Below are 20270 nucleotides of genomic sequence, written 5' to 3' on the forward strand. Positions count from 1 at the left end.
TCCGGTCTTCTAGCCGGTCTGCCGGCCAGTTTTTCTTTTCAGGCTTACAGGTATGGGGATTCTTGGGCCGCGAATAAAGCCCTTGAAGTGCGCTTGGGCTGTCAGGGCGTCAGGGCAGTTGCGGTGCCTTGTGGACCTCGACCGTCGCGTGACTGACCCCGAACTGCTGCTGCATGCGGGTCTTTACCGCGCGCCGTACCGTGTCGAGGCAGGCGCCGTCGCGGGCAACAACCTCCAGCGTGACCAGCGGCTTTTGCTCGGTCAGGGCCCAGGCGTGAATATGGGTGACCCGCGCCGCGTCTGCGATGTTTGTCTCAAGGTCGTTCTTGATGTCACCGGGGTTAAGGCCGGATGGAACGCCTTCAATAAGGATATGCGCGCTCTCACGTGTCACGCGCCAGCCGCCGAAAGCGATGATAAGGGCGACCACAACAGACAGGATCGGGTCGATGGGGGTCCAGCCGGTCGCCAGGATCATGATCGCTGCCACGATGGCTGCGACGGAGCCGAGCAGGTCGCCCGCCACGTGCCAGATCGCGCCGCGCATATTGAGATCATCATGGTCGCCGCCATGCAGGATGAAGAAGGCGATGATGTTGACGACGAGGCCCCCGATCGCAACGCCGAGCAGGATGCCCCCCAGAATGGGCTGGGGATCCATCAGGCGCATCGCGGCTTCCCAGACGATCCAGACCGCAAGAGCGAGGAGGGCAAGCCCGTTGACGAAGGCGGCAAGCACCTTGAAGCGCGCAAACCCGAAACTGCGCAGGCCATCGGCCGGCTTGGCAGCCAGCCGGAAACCGACCCAGGCCAGCGCAAGCGAGCCTGCATCGGTGAGCATGTGCGCGGCATCGGCAAGCAGGGCAAGCGAGCCTGAAATGATACCGCCGACAATTTCTGCGATCATGAAGCTGAAGGTGAGCAAGGCCGCAAACGCCACCCTGCGGCGTGCATCAACCGTTTCGGTCACCGCGTGGTGGTTGCGGTGCTCATGCTGTCCAAGGCCGTGTGAGTGGGTGTGTGCCATGGCTTCAACATCGTGCGAGCCACGTCGAAGTCAAGAAAAATTACAGTAAAAACAGATAGTTGAGAATGATATTACGTCTCATTCCAGCCAGTCGGGTAGGACAACGGATTGTTCTTTCACGTCTTTCAGGTCTGGCTGGGGATGGCGCTCTATGAGTTTGGTGACAATGGCATCTGCGATGCGGGCCGCTTCACGCAAGGGTTCGTACCGCCACTGATCGATTGTGCCATCGAACCAGCGCGCGCACCCCCGCTCGATAAGGCTTTCATGCAGACGATCGAACTTTGCGCTGGAGCCTTTCAGGCGCGCCATGTGGATGGGCAGACCGTGCCAGGCTGCGTCCGACAGCATGTTCGAGCTGTCTTCGGTCACGATGGCCGCATCGGAATAGAGAAGCCAGGCAAGATAGGGGTTCGCCCCATCCTGTGGGCCTGACCAGAAGCGTGCGCCAACGCGGCCTGCAAGGGCGCGCATGCGGGCGACGACCGGGACAGGCGTACGCCGCGACGTGGTGATGCGAAGCCGCCAGCCCTGACGGGCAAGCGCTTCAAGCTGGCTCTCCAGGCGCTGCGCGGCGTCTTCGCTGAAGGTGTGTGCGTTTGAGTCCCCGCCGAGGATGACGATACAGGACCTACCCGGCTCATCGGCGAGATCGGCAAAGGCCTGTCCGGCGGTTTCGATGTCGTCCGGGGCAAAATGAGAGGGCGACCCGATGGTCTGGATGACGTTCGGCCCGGAGAGGTCGTCATGGGCGGGGACGGCGAGTAGGTCGAACTTTGACGGGTCTGTCTTTGGGTCGAGGATCTGGATGGTGAGCGTTTCGCCGCCCGACAGCTCCCGGATGCGGGCTGTGTAGGGCGCGCTGCGGCGACCAGCCGCGATCCAGACATCTGGCCATGGCGGCTGAAACATTCCGCGCTGATCCTTTGGAAGGGCGCGAAGTGGCATTGGCCAGTCGCTGCCGGGCAAAAGCGTCCAAGGCGCGCGTGGGCTCAGCGTAACGGGGGTCTCGCGGTGGCCTTGTCCCGCGATATGCGCGATCTGCATCCAGCGAGCGGTGCTGGAGAGGGCCCGCATGACGGCACGAACCTGGGCGGCATTACCAGCCCGACCGTCCGATACAGCCCAGACCGATGGTCCAAGCTGCTCAGTATGTGCAAGGGCCGGATTGGCCATGCTGTGACGCCTTTCGGATTCTTGTGCCTTCGCGCCAGACATTGCCAGCTTTCGCGGCGTCATGCACCCGCGCTTTCATGTGGAAATGCCGATGTGGCTAGCCGCGTGATAAGCGGCCTTTCAGCTCCTACGCCGCCGTACAGATACAAAAAAGCCGACAGGGGACGGATCCCGTGCCGGCTTTGTTTGTCAGACTGGGCGCAGCTCTATTTGAACTGGACGTCTTCGATCTCATAGACTCGGGCACCGCCCGGGGCGGCAACTTCCGCCTCGTCGCCAATCGTCTTGCCGATCAGGGCGCGCGCAATCGGGGAGCCGACAGAGACCTTGCCCTTGGCAATATCGGCCTCATCTTCACCGACGATGCGGTAGGTGACCTGTTTCTCGGTATCGGTATCGGTCAAGGTGACGGTCGCGCCAAAGACGACTTTCTCGCCTTTCAGCTTGGTCACATCGATCACTTCGGCGCGGGCGAGCTTGTCTTCCAGCTCGGCGACGCGGCCCTCGATGAAGCTCTGCTTTTCCTTGGCCGCATGATACTCGGCATTCTCCGAAAGATCGCCGTGTTCGCGCGCTTCGGAAATGGCCTGGATGACAGCCGGGCGTTCAACCGACTTCAAATGCTTGAGTTCTGCGTCGAGGGCTGCATGGCCTTCGGCGGTCATGGGTGTTCTTTGCATGTTCTGGATAACCGTCTGTTTAACGTGTCAGCGTCTTTCCAAACGCGTTTTTCGTCAAGTGGTGTTGTGTCAGGCCTGCTGCAAGGGGCGAACGGTGAGTTCTCTTTCGTGCAGGGCGCGAATGCCCTGAACAGACGCGCGCGACGCGGCAAGCGTTGTGAAGTAAGGGATTTTCCGCGTCAGCGCCGTCCGGCGGATAGAGGCAGAGTCTTTCATCGACTGCACACCCTCGGTTGTGTTGAAGACAAGCTGGATGCCGCCATTGATCATCCTGTCGACGATATGCGGCTGGCCTTCGATCACCTTGTTGATGCGTTCGACCTTCAAACCGTTGTCTTCAAGGAAGCTGGCAGTGCCGCTCGTCGCGATGAGCTGGAAGCCCATTTCGACCAGTTCGCGCGCCGGCGCGATGACGGCAGGCTTGTCGCTGTCCTTGACCGAGATGAAAACCGAGCCTTCACGCGGCAGATAAACATCGACCGCGATCTGGGACTTCAGGAAGGCCGCGCCGAAATCATCATCCCAGCCCATGACCTCCCCGGTTGAGCGCATCTCCGGGCCGAGCGCCGGATCGACGCCCGGGAAGCGGGCAAACGGGAAGACTGCTTCTTTGACCGCGATGCGGCGCGGCTTGGCCTTGCTGAGATCAAAATCGGTGAGCGAGGCACCAGCCATGACCTTGGCGGCGATGCTGGCGATTGGCGCGCCGACCGCTTTGGCAACAAAGGGCACGGTCCGGGAGGCGCGGGGATTGGCCTCCAGCACATAGATCTCGTCGCCTTTGACCGCGAACTGGATGTTGATCAGGCCGCGAACCTTGAGCGCACGGGCCAGGGCCGCCGCAGAGTCGGAGAGGCGCTGGATGATCTCAGCCGAGAGCGTATAGGGCGGCAGGGCGCAGGCGCTGTCGCCGGAATGGACGCCAGCTTCCTCGATATGCTCCATGACGCCGGCGACATGAACATTCGTTTCGTCGCAAAGCGCATCGACGTCGACCTCGATGGCGTCAGAGAGATAGCGGTCAAGGAAAAGCGACTGGTCGCCGGATACCTTCATGGCTTCCTTGGCGAAGGACTTCACGTCTGCGTCATCGCGGCAGATTTCCATGGCGCGGCCGCCGAGCACGAAAGAGGGGCGCAGCATGATTGGATAGCCAAGCTTGCGGGCCATTTCCAGGGCTTCTTCCTCTGACCGCACGGTCGCGGACGGGGCCTGCTTGATCTCCAGCCGATCGAGCAGCGCGGCAAAGCGCTCACGGTCTTCGGCGAGATCGATGCTGACGGGACTGGTGCCGAGGATCGGGACGCCCGCCTCGTGCAGGGGCGTCGCGAGCTTAAGCGGCGTCTGGCCGCCAAACTGGACGATGACGCCCAGAAGCTCACCTGCGCCCTGTTCCTTGGCGATGATCTCGGTGACGTGTTCCTCGGTCAGGGGCTCGAAGTAGAGCCGGTCAGAGGTGTCATAGTCGGTCGAGACGGTCTCAGGGTTGCAGTTCACCATGATCGATTCGATGCCAATATCCGCCATCGCGAAGGCGGCATGGCAGCAGCAATAATCGAACTCGATGCCCTGGCCGATCCGGTTTGGACCGCCGCCTAGGATTATCGCTTTCTTGCGATCAGAGACGTTCGCTTCATCATCGGCTTCTGTCTTGCCATAGGCCGGGTGTTCATAGGTCGAATAGAGGTAAGGCGTCTTGGCGGCGAACTCCGCCGCGCACGTATCGATACGCTTGTAGACGGGGCGCACGCCAAGCTCATGGCGAGCCGTGCGGACATCGGTTTCAGACTGCCCCGTCAGTGTCGCAAGACGCGCATCGGAGAAGCCGGAGGCTTTCACCTCAGTCATGTGATAGCGGTCCGTCGGCAGGCCATCGCGGCGAATGTCGGCTTCAGCCTCGATGATGGCCGCGATCTGGCGCAGGAACCACCGGTCAATCGAGGTGATACGGTAGATGTCCTCAACCGTGAAGCCTTCGCGGAAGGCCTGCGCCACATGCAGGAGGCGGTCCGGTGTTGGGCGGGCGAGCGCCGAATGGAGTGCTTCGCTGCCGGTCACTTCCGGTTCGTCGAAGCCGGTGAGACCTGTCTCGAGCGAGCAGAGCGCTTTCTGCACGCTTTCCTGGAAGTTACGGCCAATGGCCATGGCTTCGCCGACCGACTTCATCGCCGTTGTCAGGATCGGCTCGGAGCCGCGATACTTCTCGAAGGCAAAGCGCGGGATCTTGGTGACCACGTAATCGATGGTCGGCTCGAACGAGGCGGGCGTGGCGCCCGTAATATCATTGTCGAGTTCATCGAGTGTGTAGCCGACGGCGAGCTTGGCGGCGATCTTGGCGATCGGGAAACCTGTGGCCTTGGAGGCAAGCGCCGAGGAGCGCGACACACGCGGGTTCATCTCGATGACGACGAGGCGGCCATCATCAGGATTGACGGCAAACTGAACATTCGAGCCGCCGGTCTCGACACCGATCTCACGCAGGACGGCAAGCGACGCGTTGCGCATGATCTGATATTCACGGTCGGTCAAAGTCAGGGCAGGCGCGACGGTGATCGAATCGCCGGTGTGCACGCCCATCGGGTCGATATTTTCGATGGCGCAGATGATGATGGCATTGTCGGCCTTGTCGCGCACGACCTCCATCTCGAACTCTTTCCAGCCGAGCAGGCTTTCGTCGACGAGCACTTGCGCAACAGGAGAGGCGGCAAGACCGGAGCGCACGATCTCTTCGTATTCCTCGACATTGTAGGCCACGCCGCCGCCCGTGCCGCCGAGAGTATAGGCCGGGCGGATAATGGCTGGCAGGCCGACGAAGTCGAGTGCTTCCATGGCGCGCTTCAGACCTTCGATGCGGTCATAGCCTGTGATCTTGCCGGCATCATTCTTGATTTCCGGTGCCGCTACGATGGTGGCGCGCGGGTTTTCCAGCCCAATCCTGTCCATGGCTTCGCGGAAGAGACCGCGATCCTCTGCCATCTCGATGGCTTCAGCGCGCGCGCCGATAAGCTCGACGCCATACTTTTCGAGGATACCGTCCTTGTAGAGTTCCAGCGCGCAGTTCAGCGCCGTCTGACCGCCCATGGTCGGCAGGATCGCGTCAGGCTTTTCGGCCTCGATGATCTTTTCGACAAAATAGGGCGTGATCGGTTCGACATAGGTGGCGTCGGCCATGTCCGGGTCGGTCATGATCGTCGCCGGGTTCGAATTGACCAGAATGACGCGGTAACCCTCATCCTTGAGGGCCTTGATCGCCTGGACACCAGAATAGTCGAACTCGCAGGCCTGGCCGATAATAATCGGGCCGGCACCTATAACGAGGATGGATTTCAGATCGGTGCGTTTTGGCATCTCGTCTCCTCGCTTTGATGACCACCGGTCAAACGGGTGCGCTATAGCTGGCCTTGAGGGGGCGGGGCAAGACCGCAGTCAGCCAAAACTGTTGATGCTGTGACACCAATGCAGCCCGGGCCATGAAAAAAGGCTCCCCGCAGAGCAGGGAGCCTTCTTCATCACAGCCTTGTAACGGCCCTGATTTGGCCTACCAGGCGCGTGGGTCGCGCGGGTAGCGGTCGACAGCGTCAGAATAGCCGTCGCCATCATAGTCTTTTTCGTCAGCCTGGTCGCGCACGCCTGGCGTGTCGCAATCTTCGGCTTCGGTACAGCCCTTGGCTGCGCCAGCGAGACCGCCAACACCTGCGCCAATTATCGCGCCGCGGGTGGCATTGCCGTCACCGGTGTTGTTACCGATAACTGCGCCTGCAGCTGCGCCAAGACCAGCGCCGACAGCGGCGTTGCGCTCAGTGTAGCCTGACTGGGTGCAGGCGGCCATCAACAGGCCGGTTGCGGCGATAGCAGTGGTCTTAAGAAGCGTCTTCATGGGTCGATCCCCTTTTCTTCGTATAGGAACATGTCAAACGAAGACCATCTGCTACGGTTCCAGCAAATGCACGGGAAAAACGCCGTATTTGAATTACAAACGCTTTAGATGAACAAGACACAACAAGAGCGGGGGCAAGTGTTCATTCTATGAGCCTTGCGATGCGGGCCGGTTCAATGGCGACGGGGACGTCGGTATTGCCGGGTTTGAAGTCGATGCGCAGCTCTCCCGTATCGCGGATGGCGATACGATTCGCGACGATCTGCAGAAGGGGCGAGGACTGATCGCCGGCGCCCGCGCCGCTGATGAAGAAGTTCTGCGTCGGCAGGTAGATCAGCCCGATAATGCTCATTGCGCCTGTGCCGGTGAGGCGCGAAACAACAGGCGCACCGCCAGTGCGGGTATTGCGGCGTTCTGCGACGGCGATACCGGCCAGATTGCCTTCTGCAGGGGCCTTCAGATCGAGGCGGGCCTCATCGCTGACGCGGAGATATGCGTTCGGGCCTGTAAAGATGATGGTCACACCCTCAGCGGTCACGGTCGCCCGGCGCGTAATCTCCATCGGCGCGCCTTTGATGAAATAGGTGCCTGGCAGCATCTCCACATGTCCATAAGCGATGTCGAGGCCGCAATATGTTCCGGGCGTCAGCGTGTCGGTCGGGCGATCATAACGCCGGTCCGGCGCATAAAGCGCCGCCAGAAGATTATCGGTCAGTGCGAGAAGATCGAAATCGCTGAGCCCCGCGCCTGTGGCTGGATTAGCCGGTGCGGGCTGACCGCAATAGTGATTGTGCTCCGGATCTGCGCAATTCTTGTTGCATCCTGTCCCGCCGCCGTCGTCATCGTCATCGTCATCGTCATCGTCATCGTCATCGTCATCGTCGTCGTCATCATCGTCGCCGCCGCGACCACGTCCACGTCCACGGCTTCCTGGCTGATGGACGGTGCGCTCAATCTGGCGAAGGATGTTAAGGGGCGGATCGAAGTCCGGGTCTGGCAGGCATGTGTCGGGCGCGGGTGGCCGCCAGTCCGCGAGCGGGTCCGGGATCGGGTCGCACTGAACGCTTGGGAGGGGGGACACGTTTGCACGGTGAGAACGGTCGACAAGACCGGCGGCGCAGAAGCTTTTGGCGTCGGCGCGTCCGCCCTCAAACTGCATTGAGGCGCTGCTACTATCGTTCGACCAGACAATGCACCCTTTCGCGACCAGTCTGGCCATATGCTTGAGCGAAAGGCCGATTTTATTTTCGGGGCTCAGCGCCAGAAGGCAAAGTGGAAAGCCCCAGGTGGACGTGGCGACAGCGCGCCTGCGAACCGGGGCGGTGGCATTTCTGCCCGTGAAACGGCCAAAGAAATTAACAGGCTGGAATTCCAGCTCGACGGCGAGACGCGTATGCTGACCAAAAGCGTCTTCTGACACGGCATCGACGACCAGATCGGCCAGAGAGTATTCGGAATTGTTTTCCGCGAGAACCTTGGCCTGCTGGCGCGCCGCTTCGAGCCTGTCCTTGGCGCGCGGCGAGGGTGTGTTCAGAAATGCGGTTGCCCCGCCCAGTGCGGCCGAATCTGCCGCCTGCTGGACCTTGCTGCCCGAGCGCGAATCCATGCCGAGCGCCAGCGTGGAGCCGACGAGCGCCAGGATGGCCATGATGCTGATCGCAAAAATGGGCATCGTGCTTGCCCTTTGGCAAGCCACGACTGTTCTGAAGAGGGTATGAAGAGACGAAATGATCACGCCGGGACTTTTGCACGGACAGGTTAAAGCCCACGATACATGACCAGATCAAATTTCAGATAAATCGGTAAGCGGCCCGGATCGCCTAGAGGCCCAGCACCCGCTTGGCGATGATATTGTGCTGGATCTCATTGGTGCCGCCATAGATCGACTGGGCCCGCGTGCCGAAATAGGTCGAGACACCGGGCGCCGCATGCGTCGTCGCCGCGCCGCCTTTCAGCCATTCTGGACTGACGGAGTCGGCAAAGCCGCGCTGCGCATTGAAGCCAGCGGTATCGAGATAGAGCGTTGTAATCTGCTGGGCGGTTTCCGTGGCGAGGATTTTTACGATGGATGCTTCCTTGCCGGGGGAGCCGCCATCCTTCACTGCTGACAGCACGCGCAGGACCGTCATCTCCAGTCCGTCCACGGCGAGGTCGGCTTCAGCCAGCTTTCGCGCAAAGGCGGGGTCGTCGATCAGCCGGTGATTGCCGCCATCGGGCACAGCCGAAGCGATCCGCCGGATATGCGCCAGCTGCTTTCGCTTGCCGCCGATACGGGCATAGGAGGTGCGCTCATGGCCGAGCAGGTACTGGCTATAGGTCCAGCCTTTGCCGGCCTCGCCGATCATATAGTCGGCCGGGACACGGACATTGTCGAAGTGGACCTGGTTGAGGGCATGCTTGCCATCAATGGTGATGATCGGCGTCACAGTGATGCCGGGCCGGTCCATCTCTGCGATGATGAAGCTGATGCCTTCCTGCTTCTTGCCAGAGCTGTCGGTCCGCGCGAGGCAGAAGATCCAATCGGCATGCTGGGCCGCCGAGGTCCAGATCTTGGTGCCGTTGAGAACATAGTCGTCGCCGTCTTTCACGGCAGAGAACTGCAGCGAGGCGAGGTCAGAGCCGGCCTCGGGTTCGGAATAGCCCTGCGCCCAGCCTTCGCGGCCCTCGCGGATACCCGGCAGCCAGCGCTCTTTCTGTTCGTCCGTGCCGAATGTGTAGATGATCGGGCCGACATAGACGACGCCCATGGGGGTGACGGTCGGCACGCCTGCGCGCTCCAGCTCCTCATCGAAGACATATTGTTCCTCAAGAGACCAGCCAGGCCCGCCATGCTCTGCCGGCCAGCCTGCTGCGAGCCAGCCCTTGCTGCCAAGCGCGGCTTCAGACTTTCGGACCTCTTCAGTGGTCAGCGATGCGCCTTTGGCGGTCTTGGCGAGAACATCCTTGGGGAAATCATTGGCGAAGAAGGCGCGCACATCGGCGCGGAAGTCTTCGAGTTTGGGGTCTGTCTTGAGGTCCATGCGGGTATGATAGCCGACAGAGGCGCCAGCGTCAGCCATGACCCAAGGTCAGAGAGGGTGGGAGCGTCGCCCCAAACCATGCTAATATTGCACGACCCAGACCAAAAAGAGGAAGGCCCTCATGAAACGTCTACTGATCGCATTCGCGCTCGCGGGCTGCTCCCCTAACATGCCTCAGGATCAGGACCAGACATCAGGCGAGGGTGACGTAACAGCTCCGCAGCCGCCGGAAGAAGAGGGACAGGCCGCAAAAGATACCAGTGATTTCTCGATGGACCTGACGCTGAACGACCTTGAGGCGGGCGACGAGGTCACGTCTCCACTTCGTTTTTCGGGCAGCGCGTCTGGCCTCTGGTATTTTGAGGGCGATTTCCCGGTCCGCCTGGTCGATGGGCAGGGCAATGTGATCGCGGAGTCCTATGCCTCGTCCCAGTCCAACTGGATGACGGAAGAACAGGTGCCGTTCGAAGGCGAGATCACGTTCAATGTGACTGAGCCGACCGAGGCGACCCTGATCTTTCAGGAGGATGATCCGAGCGGCATGAACGTGCCCGCCGAAAGGCAGGTCGCAGTGAGTTTGCTGCCGACCGGATAGCTGTCTCAGCTTTTTTGAGCGCTTTCACTTCAGCCGCGGTGAAGCGCCCAAACGCGGCTAGCTATACCGCTTCGACAGTTTCTGGTCGATCTCGCTCGCCGCCTGCTTTTCCGCCCCGGCATAGCCTGTCAGTGCGTCCGCGACGAACGGATTGCTCTGACGCTCCTGGCCGAATGTGCTCATGCCGCCGTGCCCGGGGATGAAGCGCATTTCATTGCCGAGCGGCCAGAGCTTTGACGTGATGGAATCGATCAGCTGCTGGTGATTGCCGCGCGGAAAGTCTGTCCGGCCGATGGAGCCCTGGAAAAGCACGTCGCCGACAAAAGCGAGCGCGCCGCTCTCATTATAGATCACGACATGGCCCGGCGTGTGGCCGGGCGTGTGGACGACGCTGAATTTCACGCCGTCGAGGTCCAGCTCATCGCCATCCTCGAGATAGCGGTCCGGCGTCACGTTCTTGCCGTCGGTAATGCCATAGCGCTGACCTGAGGCTTCGATCTCATCCAGCAGCCACTGGTCATCCTTGTGCGGGCCGATGATTTCACAGCCCGTAAGCTCCTTCACCGCGGCGGCGGCGCCCGCATGGTCCATATGGCCATGAGTCAGCCAGACGCCGACGATCTTTACGCCAAATTCCTTTGCCGCGCCCATCAGCTTGTCGATGTCCCCGCCCGGGTCGACAAAGACACCTTCCTTGCTCTCGATCGACCAGATGAGAGAGGTGTTCTGCTGCAGCGGCGTCGTCGGAATGATGCGGATTTCGAGCTTGGGCTTGTTCTGGGCTTGGTCTGTCATGGGTCTCTATGTAGCAACCGGCTTCCACCGTGAAAAGGAGAGGCGCAGCGTTGCGATGTTGTTGAGGATGACGCCGGCGGCGAAATAATAGAGGCCGATGCGCGGATCGAAGCCGACATAGGCCATGGTCTGCGAGAGGCCGATGAGCAGGGCGGCGAGGAAAACATCCAGCATCGACCATTTGCCGAGCACGTTGAGCCACCAGGCAAGCTTCGGGCTGGGCGGGGCGCCGCGCCGGAAAATGATGGCGGCGACCAGCGTCTTGGTCAGCGGGAAGACACCTGAGAAGAAAACCACCACCATGCCGAGGAAGAAAAGATCGAGCTCGATCAGCGTCTCAACCAGCCCCCAGAGGTTGTACTCGATCATCAGGCCAACATAGTTCGGCTTCATGATGGAGGGCTGCGAGATGCCCATGATGATGAGCGCGACCGAGGCGTAGAGCGCCCATTCGGCGAGCACATCGATCACCTTGGCGCGCCGGCGTTTCGCGCGGGCCTCGTCTGATGCGGGATTAACTGAGGTGTCGGTCATTGCGGGCGAGCCTTGTCAGACAATTGAGCCTTGTCAACGCTTCCAAGGCGGGAGGTTTGGAACTAGGTTCGACGCGGCGCAGACTTTAACGGCAAAAGCGAGGAACGCTCTTGGGCCGCATTTTGATCATTCTTCTCGGGCTGGTTGGCCTTGCCGTGTATTACTTCACCAATCAGGAAGTGAACCCCTTCTCTGGAGAGCGGGAGTTCAATGCGATCTCCATTCCGCAGGCGAGCGAGCTTGGCGCGCAATCCTATGCGCAGATCCTGCAGCAGGAGCGGCCAAATGTGCTCTGCCTCGACAATTGCCAGACCGAAGCGGCTGAAGAGGTCGTCTCGAGAGTGCGTGAGATTGGCGAGAAGCTGCAGCGGGCGGCCATCGATTATGAGCGCGATCTTCTTGCAGAAGGCTGGACGTTCACACCGGTCGCCGAGGAATTTGCCTGGACCTACAACGTCATTCAGTCCGACCAGCCGAACGCCTTCTGCCTGCCGGGCGGCTATGTCGCCGTCTATACCGGCATCATGGACGTGACGGGCAATTTCGATGGCGAGGTCACGCTGGCCGACCTTGAAGACCCCGACAAGCTGGCGGTCGTCATGGGTCATGAGATCGGCCACGCCATGGCGCATCACGGCGCCAAGCGGATGAGCCAGAGCCAGCTGGCGCAGCTTGGCATGGCGGCCGTCAGCGTCGGGGTGGGCGATATGGATCCCGGCCAGCGCCAGCTTGTGCTGGGCGCGATGGGCGTCGCGGCGCAGGGCGGCATCATGGCCTTCTCACGCCAGCATGAAACCGAGGCTGACCGGATCGGCCTCGAGCTTCTGGTGCGCGCCTGCTACGACCCGCGAGAGGCGCCAGAACTCTGGGAGCGGATGGGGTCGATTGGTGGTCAGCGTCCCCCTGAGTGGATGTCGACTCATCCGGCGTCAGAAACCCGCGCGCAGAACTTCCGCGACTGGATGCCGGCCTATGTGGAAAAGTATGAGGCCAATTGCGGGCCGCTTCGCTAGCGCGCCGCTGCCCAGTCGGCATAGGCGTCGATCAGCCTCGTCATGTTTTCCATGGTTGGAAACTGGCTGAAGCCGTGCGGCGCGCCCGTTTCCGCCCAGTCCAGCTTTTCGCTGACGCAGGTCTCGACGAAAGGGGCATACCAGCTCGTATCATCAAACAGTGTGGCGCGCACATTCGCCATGAAATCAAGGGCCTTCGGGCGAGTGAACATCCAGCTCATGCAGTCCGGGCAGAAAAAATGCGGAAGGTCGGCCTGCTTCATGCCGCCGATCACGGGCTCGCCCTTTATCACTTCAAACCCGTCTGCCGGTATGGCGACGCTGGCTGAATAGGCGCTCGCCGTCATCTTCTGGCAGCCGGTACAGTGGCAGGCCATCGTCATGAGCGGTGCTTTCGTGACCCGGAACCGGACCCCGCCACAGCGGCATCCGCCTTCAGCGGGCAGGGCAGGTTGTTTCAAGCGGAGATCCTCTCCCGAACGTGGTTGCCATCTCTCTGCCCCAATCGCGGGTCAGCTTCAATCGGGACAGATAGAGGTGGGACAAAGATGAGACAGATCGTCATTGCAGGCGTGCTTGTCGTGTGTGGACTTGGGCAGGCGCACGCTGAGGTCAAACAGGTGACGGGCGCGCTGCTGGGTGGCGCAGAGGGCGAAGCGTCGGCGGTCCTCGAAGGGCTTGAAGACGGCGACGTGGTTCTACTCGACCTCAATATGAGCCAGCCAGCATGGCCCGCGATTTTAGGCGATGAAGGCTCTTTCGAGACAGCCGACAGCTGCGCCTATGGCATGATTGAGGGGGTGGAGCAGATCGGCATCCCGACCGGGTCCAATCATCTTCTGATGACGGTGAGGCTTGGCGATTCGGATATGTATGCCGCCAACGGCCTCTCCTGCGAGTACGATCCATCCGGGGCTGGCGCAGACCCTGAAAACTGGGCACATATGCGCCTGACTGGGTGCTATCTGGCTCGGGCGATTTCCATTCCGACCGCGCGAGAACTCGTCCTGAATCCATTGCCGGCTTCGGCCTGCGGCCTTCACGACTGAGCGGTCGGCCTTATACTTACTCTTATCGCTGGCAGGCCGCGCGGAAGGTGAGCTTTCGCGCATATGCTGCCGCTACAGTTTCTTCAGGAGACCCTTCATGCATTCGAGATTCTTTTTCCCGGCGGCGGCCATGTCAGCCCTTGTCTTTGCCGCTTTGCCCGCAACTGCTCAGTCGCAAATGGAAGCCGACACGCCAGAACGGGTGACCGAAGGCAATCTTGTCATGGAAAATATCCCGGACATCCCGGCGAGCGTGAAAGAGAAGCTGCGCCAGTACCAGAATGTGCGCACGCACGGGTTTTCCGACTGGACCGATGAAGGCGTTCTTATCTACACCCGCTTTGGCGAGGTGAGCCAGATCCATAGTGTACGCGAGCCGATGGGCGCGCGCCGTCAGGTGACCTTTTATGACGAGCCGATTGGCGGCGCGCTGGTCAGCCCGGTTGGTGGCAGCTTTCTCTTCTCCAAGGATACGGGCGGGGATGAGTTCTATCAGGGCTACCGGTTCGACACTGAGAGCGGCGACGTCACTCAGTTCACGGATGCCGGCACGCGCAATGGTTCCTATGTCTGGGCAGATAGCGGCGACAGCGTCGTCTGGTCGAGATCACGTGACGGCGAGGCCGATTCCGATCTGATGATGGGCAATCCTGCCGAGCCCGGCAGCACCAGGATGATCTTTGAAGGCGAGGGCACGGGTGCGCTTTTCCCGATCGATATCTCAGACGACGGCACGCAGGTGACCGTCCAGCGCTACATCTCTATTCAGGACAGCGACATCTATACGCTCAACACCGAGACGAGCGAGCTGACGGAGATCCGGGCGGGCGAGGAAGTGGCCTATAATGGCCTCTATTTCCTCCCCGATGGCGGGCTGCTGACGTCCACCGATGCCGGGTCGGAGTTCAAGAACCTTGTCCGCCTTGATCCGTCTTTGGACGAGACGACGATCTATACAGGTGACATCAACTGGGATGTTGAAAGCTATGACCTCTCGCCAGATGGAAGCACGGTGGTCTTTACGGTCAACGAAGGCGGGCTTGGCACGATCAAGCTTCTGGATATCGAAACCGGCGAGGTCATGGACGGCCCGCAGCTGCCAACCGGGATCGCGTCGGGGGTCACCTTTGACGACACCGGCAGCCGTGTCGGCTTTACATTTGTCGGGGCAACCAGCCCGGCCGATGCCTGGTCGTTCGATGTCGACACGCTGGAGCTGACGCGCTGGACCGAAGCTGAAGTTGGCGGGCTCGACACCAGCGCGTTCATCGAGCCTGAGATGTTCGACTATCCAAACGCTGACGGGATGGACATTCCGGCCTTCGTCTATCGCCCCGGCAGCGAAGGCCCGCACCCGGTCATCATCTCGATCCATGGCGGCCCGGAAAGCCAGTCGCGGCCATATTTCGCGTCGACCTATCAGTACTGGGTGAATGAACTTGGCGCTGCGGTCGTCGTGCCAAATGTTCGCGGGTCTGCCGGCTATGGCAAGACCTATGTCAGCCTCGACAATGGCCTTAACCGCAAGAAGCCGGTCGAAGATATCGGCGCGCTGCTTGACTGGATCGAGACCCAGGAGGATCTCGATAGTGACCGCGTCCTGGTCTATGGCGGGTCCTATGGCGGCTATATGGTTCTGGCCTCCATGGTCGATTACAATGACCGGATCGCAGGCGGCATCGACATTGTCGGTATTTCTGACTTCGCGACCTTCCTTGAGAACACGAATGGCTATCGCCGTGATCTTCGCCGCGCCGAATATGGCGATGAGCGCGATCCGGAAATCGCCGCCTTCTTCGAGGAGATTTCGCCGCTGAACAATGCGAGCGCGATCACCAAGCCGCTCTTTATCATTCAGGGCGCAAACGATCCGCGCGTGCCCGCGTCAGAGGCTGAGCAGATCCTTGAAGCGGTGCGCAGCAATGGCGGTGAAGCGTGGTTCCTGCTGGCGATGGATGAGGGGCATGGCTTCCGCAAGAAATCCAATCGCGACTTCCAGAGCGAGGCGCAGACACTGTTCATTCAAGATGTGCTTGAGCTGGACGCCGCTGAATAGGGCGGTCTGAACAAGGTTCACAGTCATGAAGGCGGCCCGACAGACGGGCCGCCTTTTTTGCCTCGTGCCTTTAGAAGCGCGAGACAGCTTCCGGGCTTTGTTTTTCAAAGTGCTCTTGACGATGCGAAATGACTTTGCGATACAAAGTACATTGCAGAGAAAGGAAACTGTCATGTTCAAGCAAATCATCACCACCAGCCTTATTGCCGGGGCACTTGCCCTTCCGGCTTTTGCCGCCCCACTCACGGTTACGCTGGAAGGCGTCGAGGACCGCGGCGCACCGCTCTATGTCGGCGTTCAGACCGAAGAGCAGTTCATGCAAGAGGACGGAATTGCCGGCGAGAAGCTGGAAAGCCCTGAGCCCGGTACGATCACCGTCACCTTCGACCTGCCTGAGGGCGCCTATTCGGTCTCCGTCTGGCACGACCTCAATAAGAATGGCGAGTTCGACATGCTGGAAAACCAGATGCCGAATGAGGGGTGGGCGATGAGCAATCAGGCCGCCCTGCGCGGTATGCCCACCTTCGATGTCGTGAAGGTTGATGTCGGGGCCGAAGGCGCTTCGATCACGGAAACGGTTATATATCCCGACTAGGATCTGCCCTTCCTCACACATTAGCGTGACCGGTCTCGTCGAGGCCGGTCATTTGCGCTAGCGCTTGCGCAAGACAAGTAAGCGGAAATCCTGAATGCAATCCATCTACTGGGTCCTGACATGGGCGTGCCATCGCAAGTGCAAGCATTGTTATGATGACCGTTTTCGCCCCTATGTTCGCGATGCGCTGAAAGCAGTTGTCGGCGAAGGACAGGCGGCGCACGAGACGATTATCGCCAACCTGCCAGACGATATGAGCTGGCATGACCCGGCCACCGGAACACACCAGCGCACCATCCTGATACTCGCCGGTGGTGAGCTGTTGATCGACGGGGTTCGCGAGGAGCTGTTCTATCCTGCGCTTCGCGCCATCCGCGCCCGCTGGGGCGACAAGGCGCCCAGGATTTCCATGCAGATGACCGGCGACGTGCTTACGCCGCAGATCCTTGATGAGTGCCTCTCTCTTGGTGTCGAGGGCATCGCGATTGCCTCCATCGACGACTACCATGTCGGCATGAAGGGCGAGAAGAAATTCCGCTTCATGGAAGATATCCGTGCGCTGATGGCCTCTCGCGGGGTTTCTGAGATCTCTCTTGGCGGCGCCAAATCAAAAAAGCTGAACATGCCTGAGCAGCCAGAGACGCAGCCCGATGGCCCGACTTTCCTGTTCTTTGGGGCGCAGGAAGACCTCTGGATCGGGGAGTTATGGCCGCGCGGGCGGGCCTGGACGAACGGGCTGTCGAATGCAGGCTATGAGACAAACTTTTGCGCACGCTGGTCGGGCGGGAAGAACTTCCTGCATCTGGGCCAAGCCGGATCGGAAATCGCGATCGAGCCAGATGGGTCAGTCTATCCCTGCTGCCTGAAGACCAAAGCGCCGCTCGGCAAGCTGACCGAGGAAAAGCTGGCGGATATTCTGGAAAGCGTCGGCGCGCTGCCGGAAATCCAGGCGATCAATCGCGGTGATCCAGAAGCGATGATGGAAAGCCCTGAGGCGTTTCGGGCGATCTCAAGCGCTGTGGACGGTGCCGGCCGGACGGTCGAGAATATGTGTATCGGCTGCGACCATTATTTCGAACGCACACTTTCGCCAAAGCTCAAAGCGCTGCGCGAGGCGCGGCTGGCTGCGCTGGCAAGCTGACTTCACAACGCGCTCATCCTGAGGCTGTAATGCATGTTCGAGCCTAGCTCAGCGGGTCAATGCGGTCGACGCCCGACTGGTTGACGCGCCACCAGCCTGCAAGGCCATAGCGGGTCTCATGGGTCACTTCGACTTCATGCGGGATGGCCTCGGACAGCATGAACATGACCCCGCCCGGTTCCGGAATGATGCGGGCGGCAGGCAGGTCATCTGGTCCAGCCCCTTCGCCCCAGACCGCCAGCGCGCCGCCGCGCGTCTCGTCCCAGTCCTCATTAAGATAGGCGACAAGCGACACCACCCGGTTTCGCGCACCGGCAAAGCTGTCGAGATGGCGATCATAGAACCCGCCCGGCGGATAGACCGCGAAACAGACCTCCATCTCGAACAGGCCGAGCATAAGTTCGCGGTTGAGACCATGGCGGAGGGTTTCGGTCCAGGCCTGAAAGTCCTGTTGAGGCGAAGTGGTGCCATCAAACCATGTGATACGCGTCCGCCGGATCTTCTTGTCCACCTGATAGGCCGTTTCCCGGCCAACGCCTGCCGCAGCAAGCGCGGCATCGGCGTCGCGTGCAACGAGCTCTTCGCGAAGCGCCTGCGTCAGCTGATCGGGCAAAAGGCCCGGCTGCCAGCTCCAGCCTTTGGCGGCGAGATCGTCGGCAATAGCGCCAAGCCGGTTATGACCGGGCGCAAGACACAATGTGTTCAGCTTGGTATTTCCTTGTCAGGCGACAGCCATCCAAGTGACCAGGGCAGGAGGACAAGCCCGCGAAGATCGAGGAGTGCATGTAGCGCAATCACCAGCCAGAGCGCGCCGGTCGCGGCATATATCACCATGAAGATGGCGCCGATAAGGCCGGATGACAGAACGCCCGGAATGCCCTGATAGGCGTGGGCGACCGCGAAAAGGATCGTGGCGCCAGCAAGCGCGAGGAGGATGCTGCCTGACACCTGGTAGAGGGCGATAAACAGCATGGCGCGGAAGAAAATCTCCTCGACCAGACCGGCGTTCACCGACAAGAGCGCTGTCCATCGGGCCTCGCGCCAGTTGCGGGCGAGAAGCGCGCCAACGCCTTCTTTCGGAATGGCATCCGATTTCATGGAAAAGCCCGCCACAGCGCCCAGGACAAGTCCGATGACCAGGAAGAGGGTGAGGCCCCAGCCAGCGATCGCCAGCCAGTTGCCTGAAAGGCTCATGGCGTCGCCAAGCTGGGCGACATCGCTGGCGAGGCCATCTGGCAAGCGCCAGAACGCCTCCATCGCATCTAGCAGCCAGAGACCGATGAGACCGGTCACGCCGTAGCGAAAGAAGGAATCGGCCGTCCAGTTCGCGAAGGACTTGCGGCGCAGATGGCTCTCTTCCAGCGCTTCGAAAGCCGGAAAGGTGCGCCGGTCTCTCCAAATCTGGTGCACGATCAGCGCGCATGCCGCGATCAGGATAAACCAGGCTGTCATCTGAACTCGCCGGGCAGACTAGCCGCGCGCGTGGCGCATGAAGCCTGCAAACCGGTCAAACAGATAGAAGCTGTCCTGCGGGCCGGGGCTCGCCTCCGGGTGGTGCTGGACCGAGATGATCGGTTTGCCCTTCACGCGAAGGCCGGAATTGGTGCCGTCGAAGAGCGACTTGTGGCTTTCCTCGACGCCGTCGGGCAGCGTTGCCGTGTCGACCGTGAAGCCATGGTTCATCGAGACGATCTCGACCTTGCCGGTTTCGAAATCCTGCACCGGGTGGTTCGCGCCGTGATGGCCTTGCGGCATCTTTTTGGTCTGCGCCCCAAGCGCAAGCGCTAGAAGCTGGTGGCCAAGACAGATGCCGAGCAGCGGCGTGCCACTCATGATGAGCTTGCCGATCGTGTCGCCGCAGCGCTTGATCGTTGCGGCCGGGTCGCCGGGCCCGTTGGAGAGGACCACGCCGTCGGGCGCGAGCTTCATGATCTCTTCATAAGGCGTGTCACCGCGCACGATGGTGGCGCGCGCACCGACCTGAGCCAGATTGCGCAGGATGTTCTTTTTCACGCCATAGTCGAGCACGACGACGTGAAAGTCGGTCTCGTCATTATTGGCAAAGCCCGTGACGAGGTCCCAGAGGCGTTCTGAATTGTCATAGGCCGCATCGCCGACAACGTTCAGCGCAAGATCAGCTGATTCCAGGCCTTCCCAGGCGCGGGCCGCTTCGATCAGGGCGGCGACATCGATCTTGCCATCCGGGGCGTAGGCGACGGCGCATTTCGGCATGCCAGTCTCGCGGATGATGCGGGTCAGCGCGCGGGTGTCGACATTCGAGACCGCAGTGATGTTTTTCCTGGCGAGCCAGGCATCGAAATGGTCGTGCGAGCGCCAGTTTGACGGCGGCGAAATTGGTTCACGAAAGACCGCGCCCGTGGCGGCGCGCTCAGCTTCCGCGCTGGATTCTTCATGGTCCTGCGGGTTGGCACCGACATTACCGATATGCGGAAATGTGAAGAGCACAACCTGTGCGGCATAGGACGGATCAGTCAGGATTTCCTGATAGCCCGTAATCGATGTGTTGAAGCAAAGTTCGCCAACCGCAATGCCAACGGCGCCGGAACCGTGCCCAAGGAAAACCGTTCCGTCGGCGAGCGCGATCGCGCCCGTCGCTGGTGAATCTGGTTGATTTCCGGTAGTCATGCGCGTATCTCCTCGCGTCCTGTCAGACGCCATTAGGATTTCGGTCACTATACGACCTCATCCTTG

General features: G+C 60.7%; 19 protein-coding genes. 6 read left to right on the forward strand and 13 right to left on the reverse strand.

Features of this window, described 5'->3' with window-relative positions; translation table 11 throughout:
* Positions 1-109: 109 nt before the first annotated feature.
* The 7 genes from F550_RS0100190 to F550_RS0100220 all read right to left on the reverse strand — a co-directional run bounded on the left by F550_RS0100190 (position 110) and on the right by F550_RS0100220 (position 9819).
* Positions 110-1027 carry a cation diffusion facilitator family transporter gene (locus tag F550_RS0100190; RefSeq protein ID WP_018146498.1) on the reverse strand — a complete coding sequence of 306 codons (918 nt, stop codon included), beginning with the start codon at positions 1025-1027 and terminating at the stop codon, positions 110-112.
* A 78-nt stretch (positions 1028-1105) separates the two neighbouring features.
* Positions 1106-2203 carry a mitochondrial fission ELM1 family protein gene (locus tag F550_RS0100195; protein ID WP_156807767.1) on the reverse strand — a complete coding sequence of 366 codons (1098 nt, stop codon included), beginning with the start codon at positions 2201-2203 and terminating at the stop codon, positions 1106-1108.
* A 206-nt stretch (positions 2204-2409) separates the two neighbouring features.
* Complete coding sequence (gene greA / locus F550_RS0100200) at positions 2410-2883, reverse strand: transcription elongation factor GreA (RefSeq protein ID WP_026180462.1); 474 nt, start codon at positions 2881-2883, stop codon at positions 2410-2412.
* 69 nt (positions 2884-2952) lie between these two features.
* Positions 2953-6231, reverse strand: coding sequence for a carbamoyl-phosphate synthase large subunit (gene carB, locus F550_RS0100205; RefSeq protein ID WP_018146501.1), 3279 nt, complete (start codon positions 6229-6231; stop codon positions 2953-2955).
* Positions 6232-6421: 190 nt separating this feature from the next.
* Positions 6422-6760, reverse strand: coding sequence for a glycine zipper domain-containing protein (locus F550_RS0100210; RefSeq protein WP_018146502.1), 339 nt, complete (start codon positions 6758-6760; stop codon positions 6422-6424).
* A 142-nt stretch (positions 6761-6902) separates the two neighbouring features.
* Positions 6903-8432, reverse strand: coding sequence for a Tad domain-containing protein (locus F550_RS0100215; protein WP_018146503.1), 1530 nt, complete (start codon positions 8430-8432; stop codon positions 6903-6905).
* Positions 8433-8580: 148 nt separating this feature from the next.
* Positions 8581-9819, reverse strand: coding sequence for an acyl-CoA dehydrogenase family protein (locus F550_RS0100220; RefSeq protein ID WP_018146504.1), 1239 nt, complete (start codon positions 9817-9819; stop codon positions 8581-8583).
* 82 nt (positions 9820-9901) lie between these two features.
* Here F550_RS0100220 and F550_RS0100225 point away from each other — a divergent pair, with 82 nt between their 5' ends.
* Positions 9902-10375, forward strand: coding sequence for a Gmad2 immunoglobulin-like domain-containing protein (locus tag F550_RS0100225; RefSeq protein WP_018146505.1), 474 nt, complete (start codon positions 9902-9904; stop codon positions 10373-10375).
* Positions 10376-10432: 57 nt separating this feature from the next.
* Here the strand turns inward: F550_RS0100225 and F550_RS0100230 are convergent, their stop codons facing one another.
* Both F550_RS0100230 and F550_RS0100235 read right to left on the reverse strand, forming a co-directional pair.
* Positions 10433-11170 carry an MBL fold metallo-hydrolase gene (locus F550_RS0100230; RefSeq protein ID WP_018146506.1) on the reverse strand — a complete coding sequence of 246 codons (738 nt, stop codon included), beginning with the start codon at positions 11168-11170 and terminating at the stop codon, positions 10433-10435.
* A 6-nt stretch (positions 11171-11176) separates the two neighbouring features.
* A complete protein-coding gene (locus tag F550_RS0100235) occupies positions 11177-11704 on the reverse strand; it encodes a paraquat-inducible protein A (protein WP_018146507.1) in 528 nt (175 codons plus the stop codon).
* Positions 11705-11814: 110 nt separating this feature from the next.
* Here F550_RS0100235 and F550_RS16345 point away from each other — a divergent pair, with 110 nt between their 5' ends.
* Positions 11815-12717, forward strand: a complete 903-nt coding sequence (locus F550_RS16345) for a M48 family metallopeptidase (RefSeq protein ID WP_018146508.1) — start codon at positions 11815-11817, stop codon at positions 12715-12717.
* Here the strand turns inward: F550_RS16345 and F550_RS0100245 are convergent.
* Positions 12714-13178, reverse strand: coding sequence for a GFA family protein (locus F550_RS0100245; protein WP_026180464.1), 465 nt, complete (start codon positions 13176-13178; stop codon positions 12714-12716). The two genes, F550_RS16345 and F550_RS0100245, sit on opposite strands and share 4 nt — an antisense overlap.
* 87 nt (positions 13179-13265) lie before the next feature.
* On the opposite strand from F550_RS0100245, the gene F550_RS0100250 reads away from it, so the two are divergent.
* The 4 genes from F550_RS0100250 (at position 13266) to F550_RS0100265 (ending at position 17558) form a co-directional block, all read left to right on the forward strand.
* Positions 13266-13766: a hypothetical protein gene (locus F550_RS0100250; RefSeq protein WP_018146510.1), complete on the forward strand. Its 501-nt coding sequence runs from the start codon at positions 13266-13268 to the stop codon at positions 13764-13766.
* A gap of 97 nt (positions 13767-13863) precedes the next feature.
* A complete protein-coding gene (locus tag F550_RS0100255) occupies positions 13864-15822 on the forward strand; it encodes a S9 family peptidase (protein ID WP_018146511.1) in 1959 nt (652 codons plus the stop codon).
* Positions 15823-15994: 172 nt separating this feature from the next.
* Positions 15995-16417, forward strand: a complete 423-nt coding sequence (locus F550_RS0100260; protein WP_018146512.1) for a DUF2141 domain-containing protein — start codon at positions 15995-15997, stop codon at positions 16415-16417.
* Between the two features lie 94 nt (positions 16418-16511).
* On the forward strand, positions 16512-17558 hold the full coding sequence (locus F550_RS0100265; RefSeq protein WP_018146513.1) for an SPASM domain-containing protein: 1047 nt from the start codon (positions 16512-16514) through the stop codon (positions 17556-17558).
* Between the two features lie 43 nt (positions 17559-17601).
* Here the strand turns inward: F550_RS0100265 and F550_RS0100270 are convergent, their stop codons facing one another.
* The 3 genes from F550_RS0100270 to carA are packed head-to-tail and all read right to left on the reverse strand — an operon-like array spanning position 17602 to position 20204.
* Entirely contained in the window at positions 17602-18255 is a 654-nt protein-coding gene (locus F550_RS0100270) for a 2OG-Fe(II) oxygenase (protein WP_018146514.1), read from the reverse strand.
* Positions 18256-18260: 5 nt separating this feature from the next.
* Complete coding sequence (locus F550_RS18245; RefSeq protein ID WP_018146515.1) at positions 18261-19010, reverse strand: CPBP family intramembrane glutamic endopeptidase; 750 nt, start codon at positions 19008-19010, stop codon at positions 18261-18263.
* 18 nt (positions 19011-19028) lie between these two features.
* The gene (gene carA, locus F550_RS0100280; protein ID WP_018146516.1) at positions 19029-20204 is read right to left on the reverse strand and encodes a glutamine-hydrolyzing carbamoyl-phosphate synthase small subunit; all 1176 of its coding nucleotides are present in this window, start codon (positions 20202-20204) and stop codon (positions 19029-19031) included.
* Positions 20205-20270 lie beyond the last annotated feature (66 nt).

Origin of the sequence: Henriciella marina DSM 19595, from assembly GCF_000376805.1 — a bacterium.
Taxonomy (GTDB): domain Bacteria; phylum Pseudomonadota; class Alphaproteobacteria; order Caulobacterales; family Hyphomonadaceae; genus Henriciella; species Henriciella marina.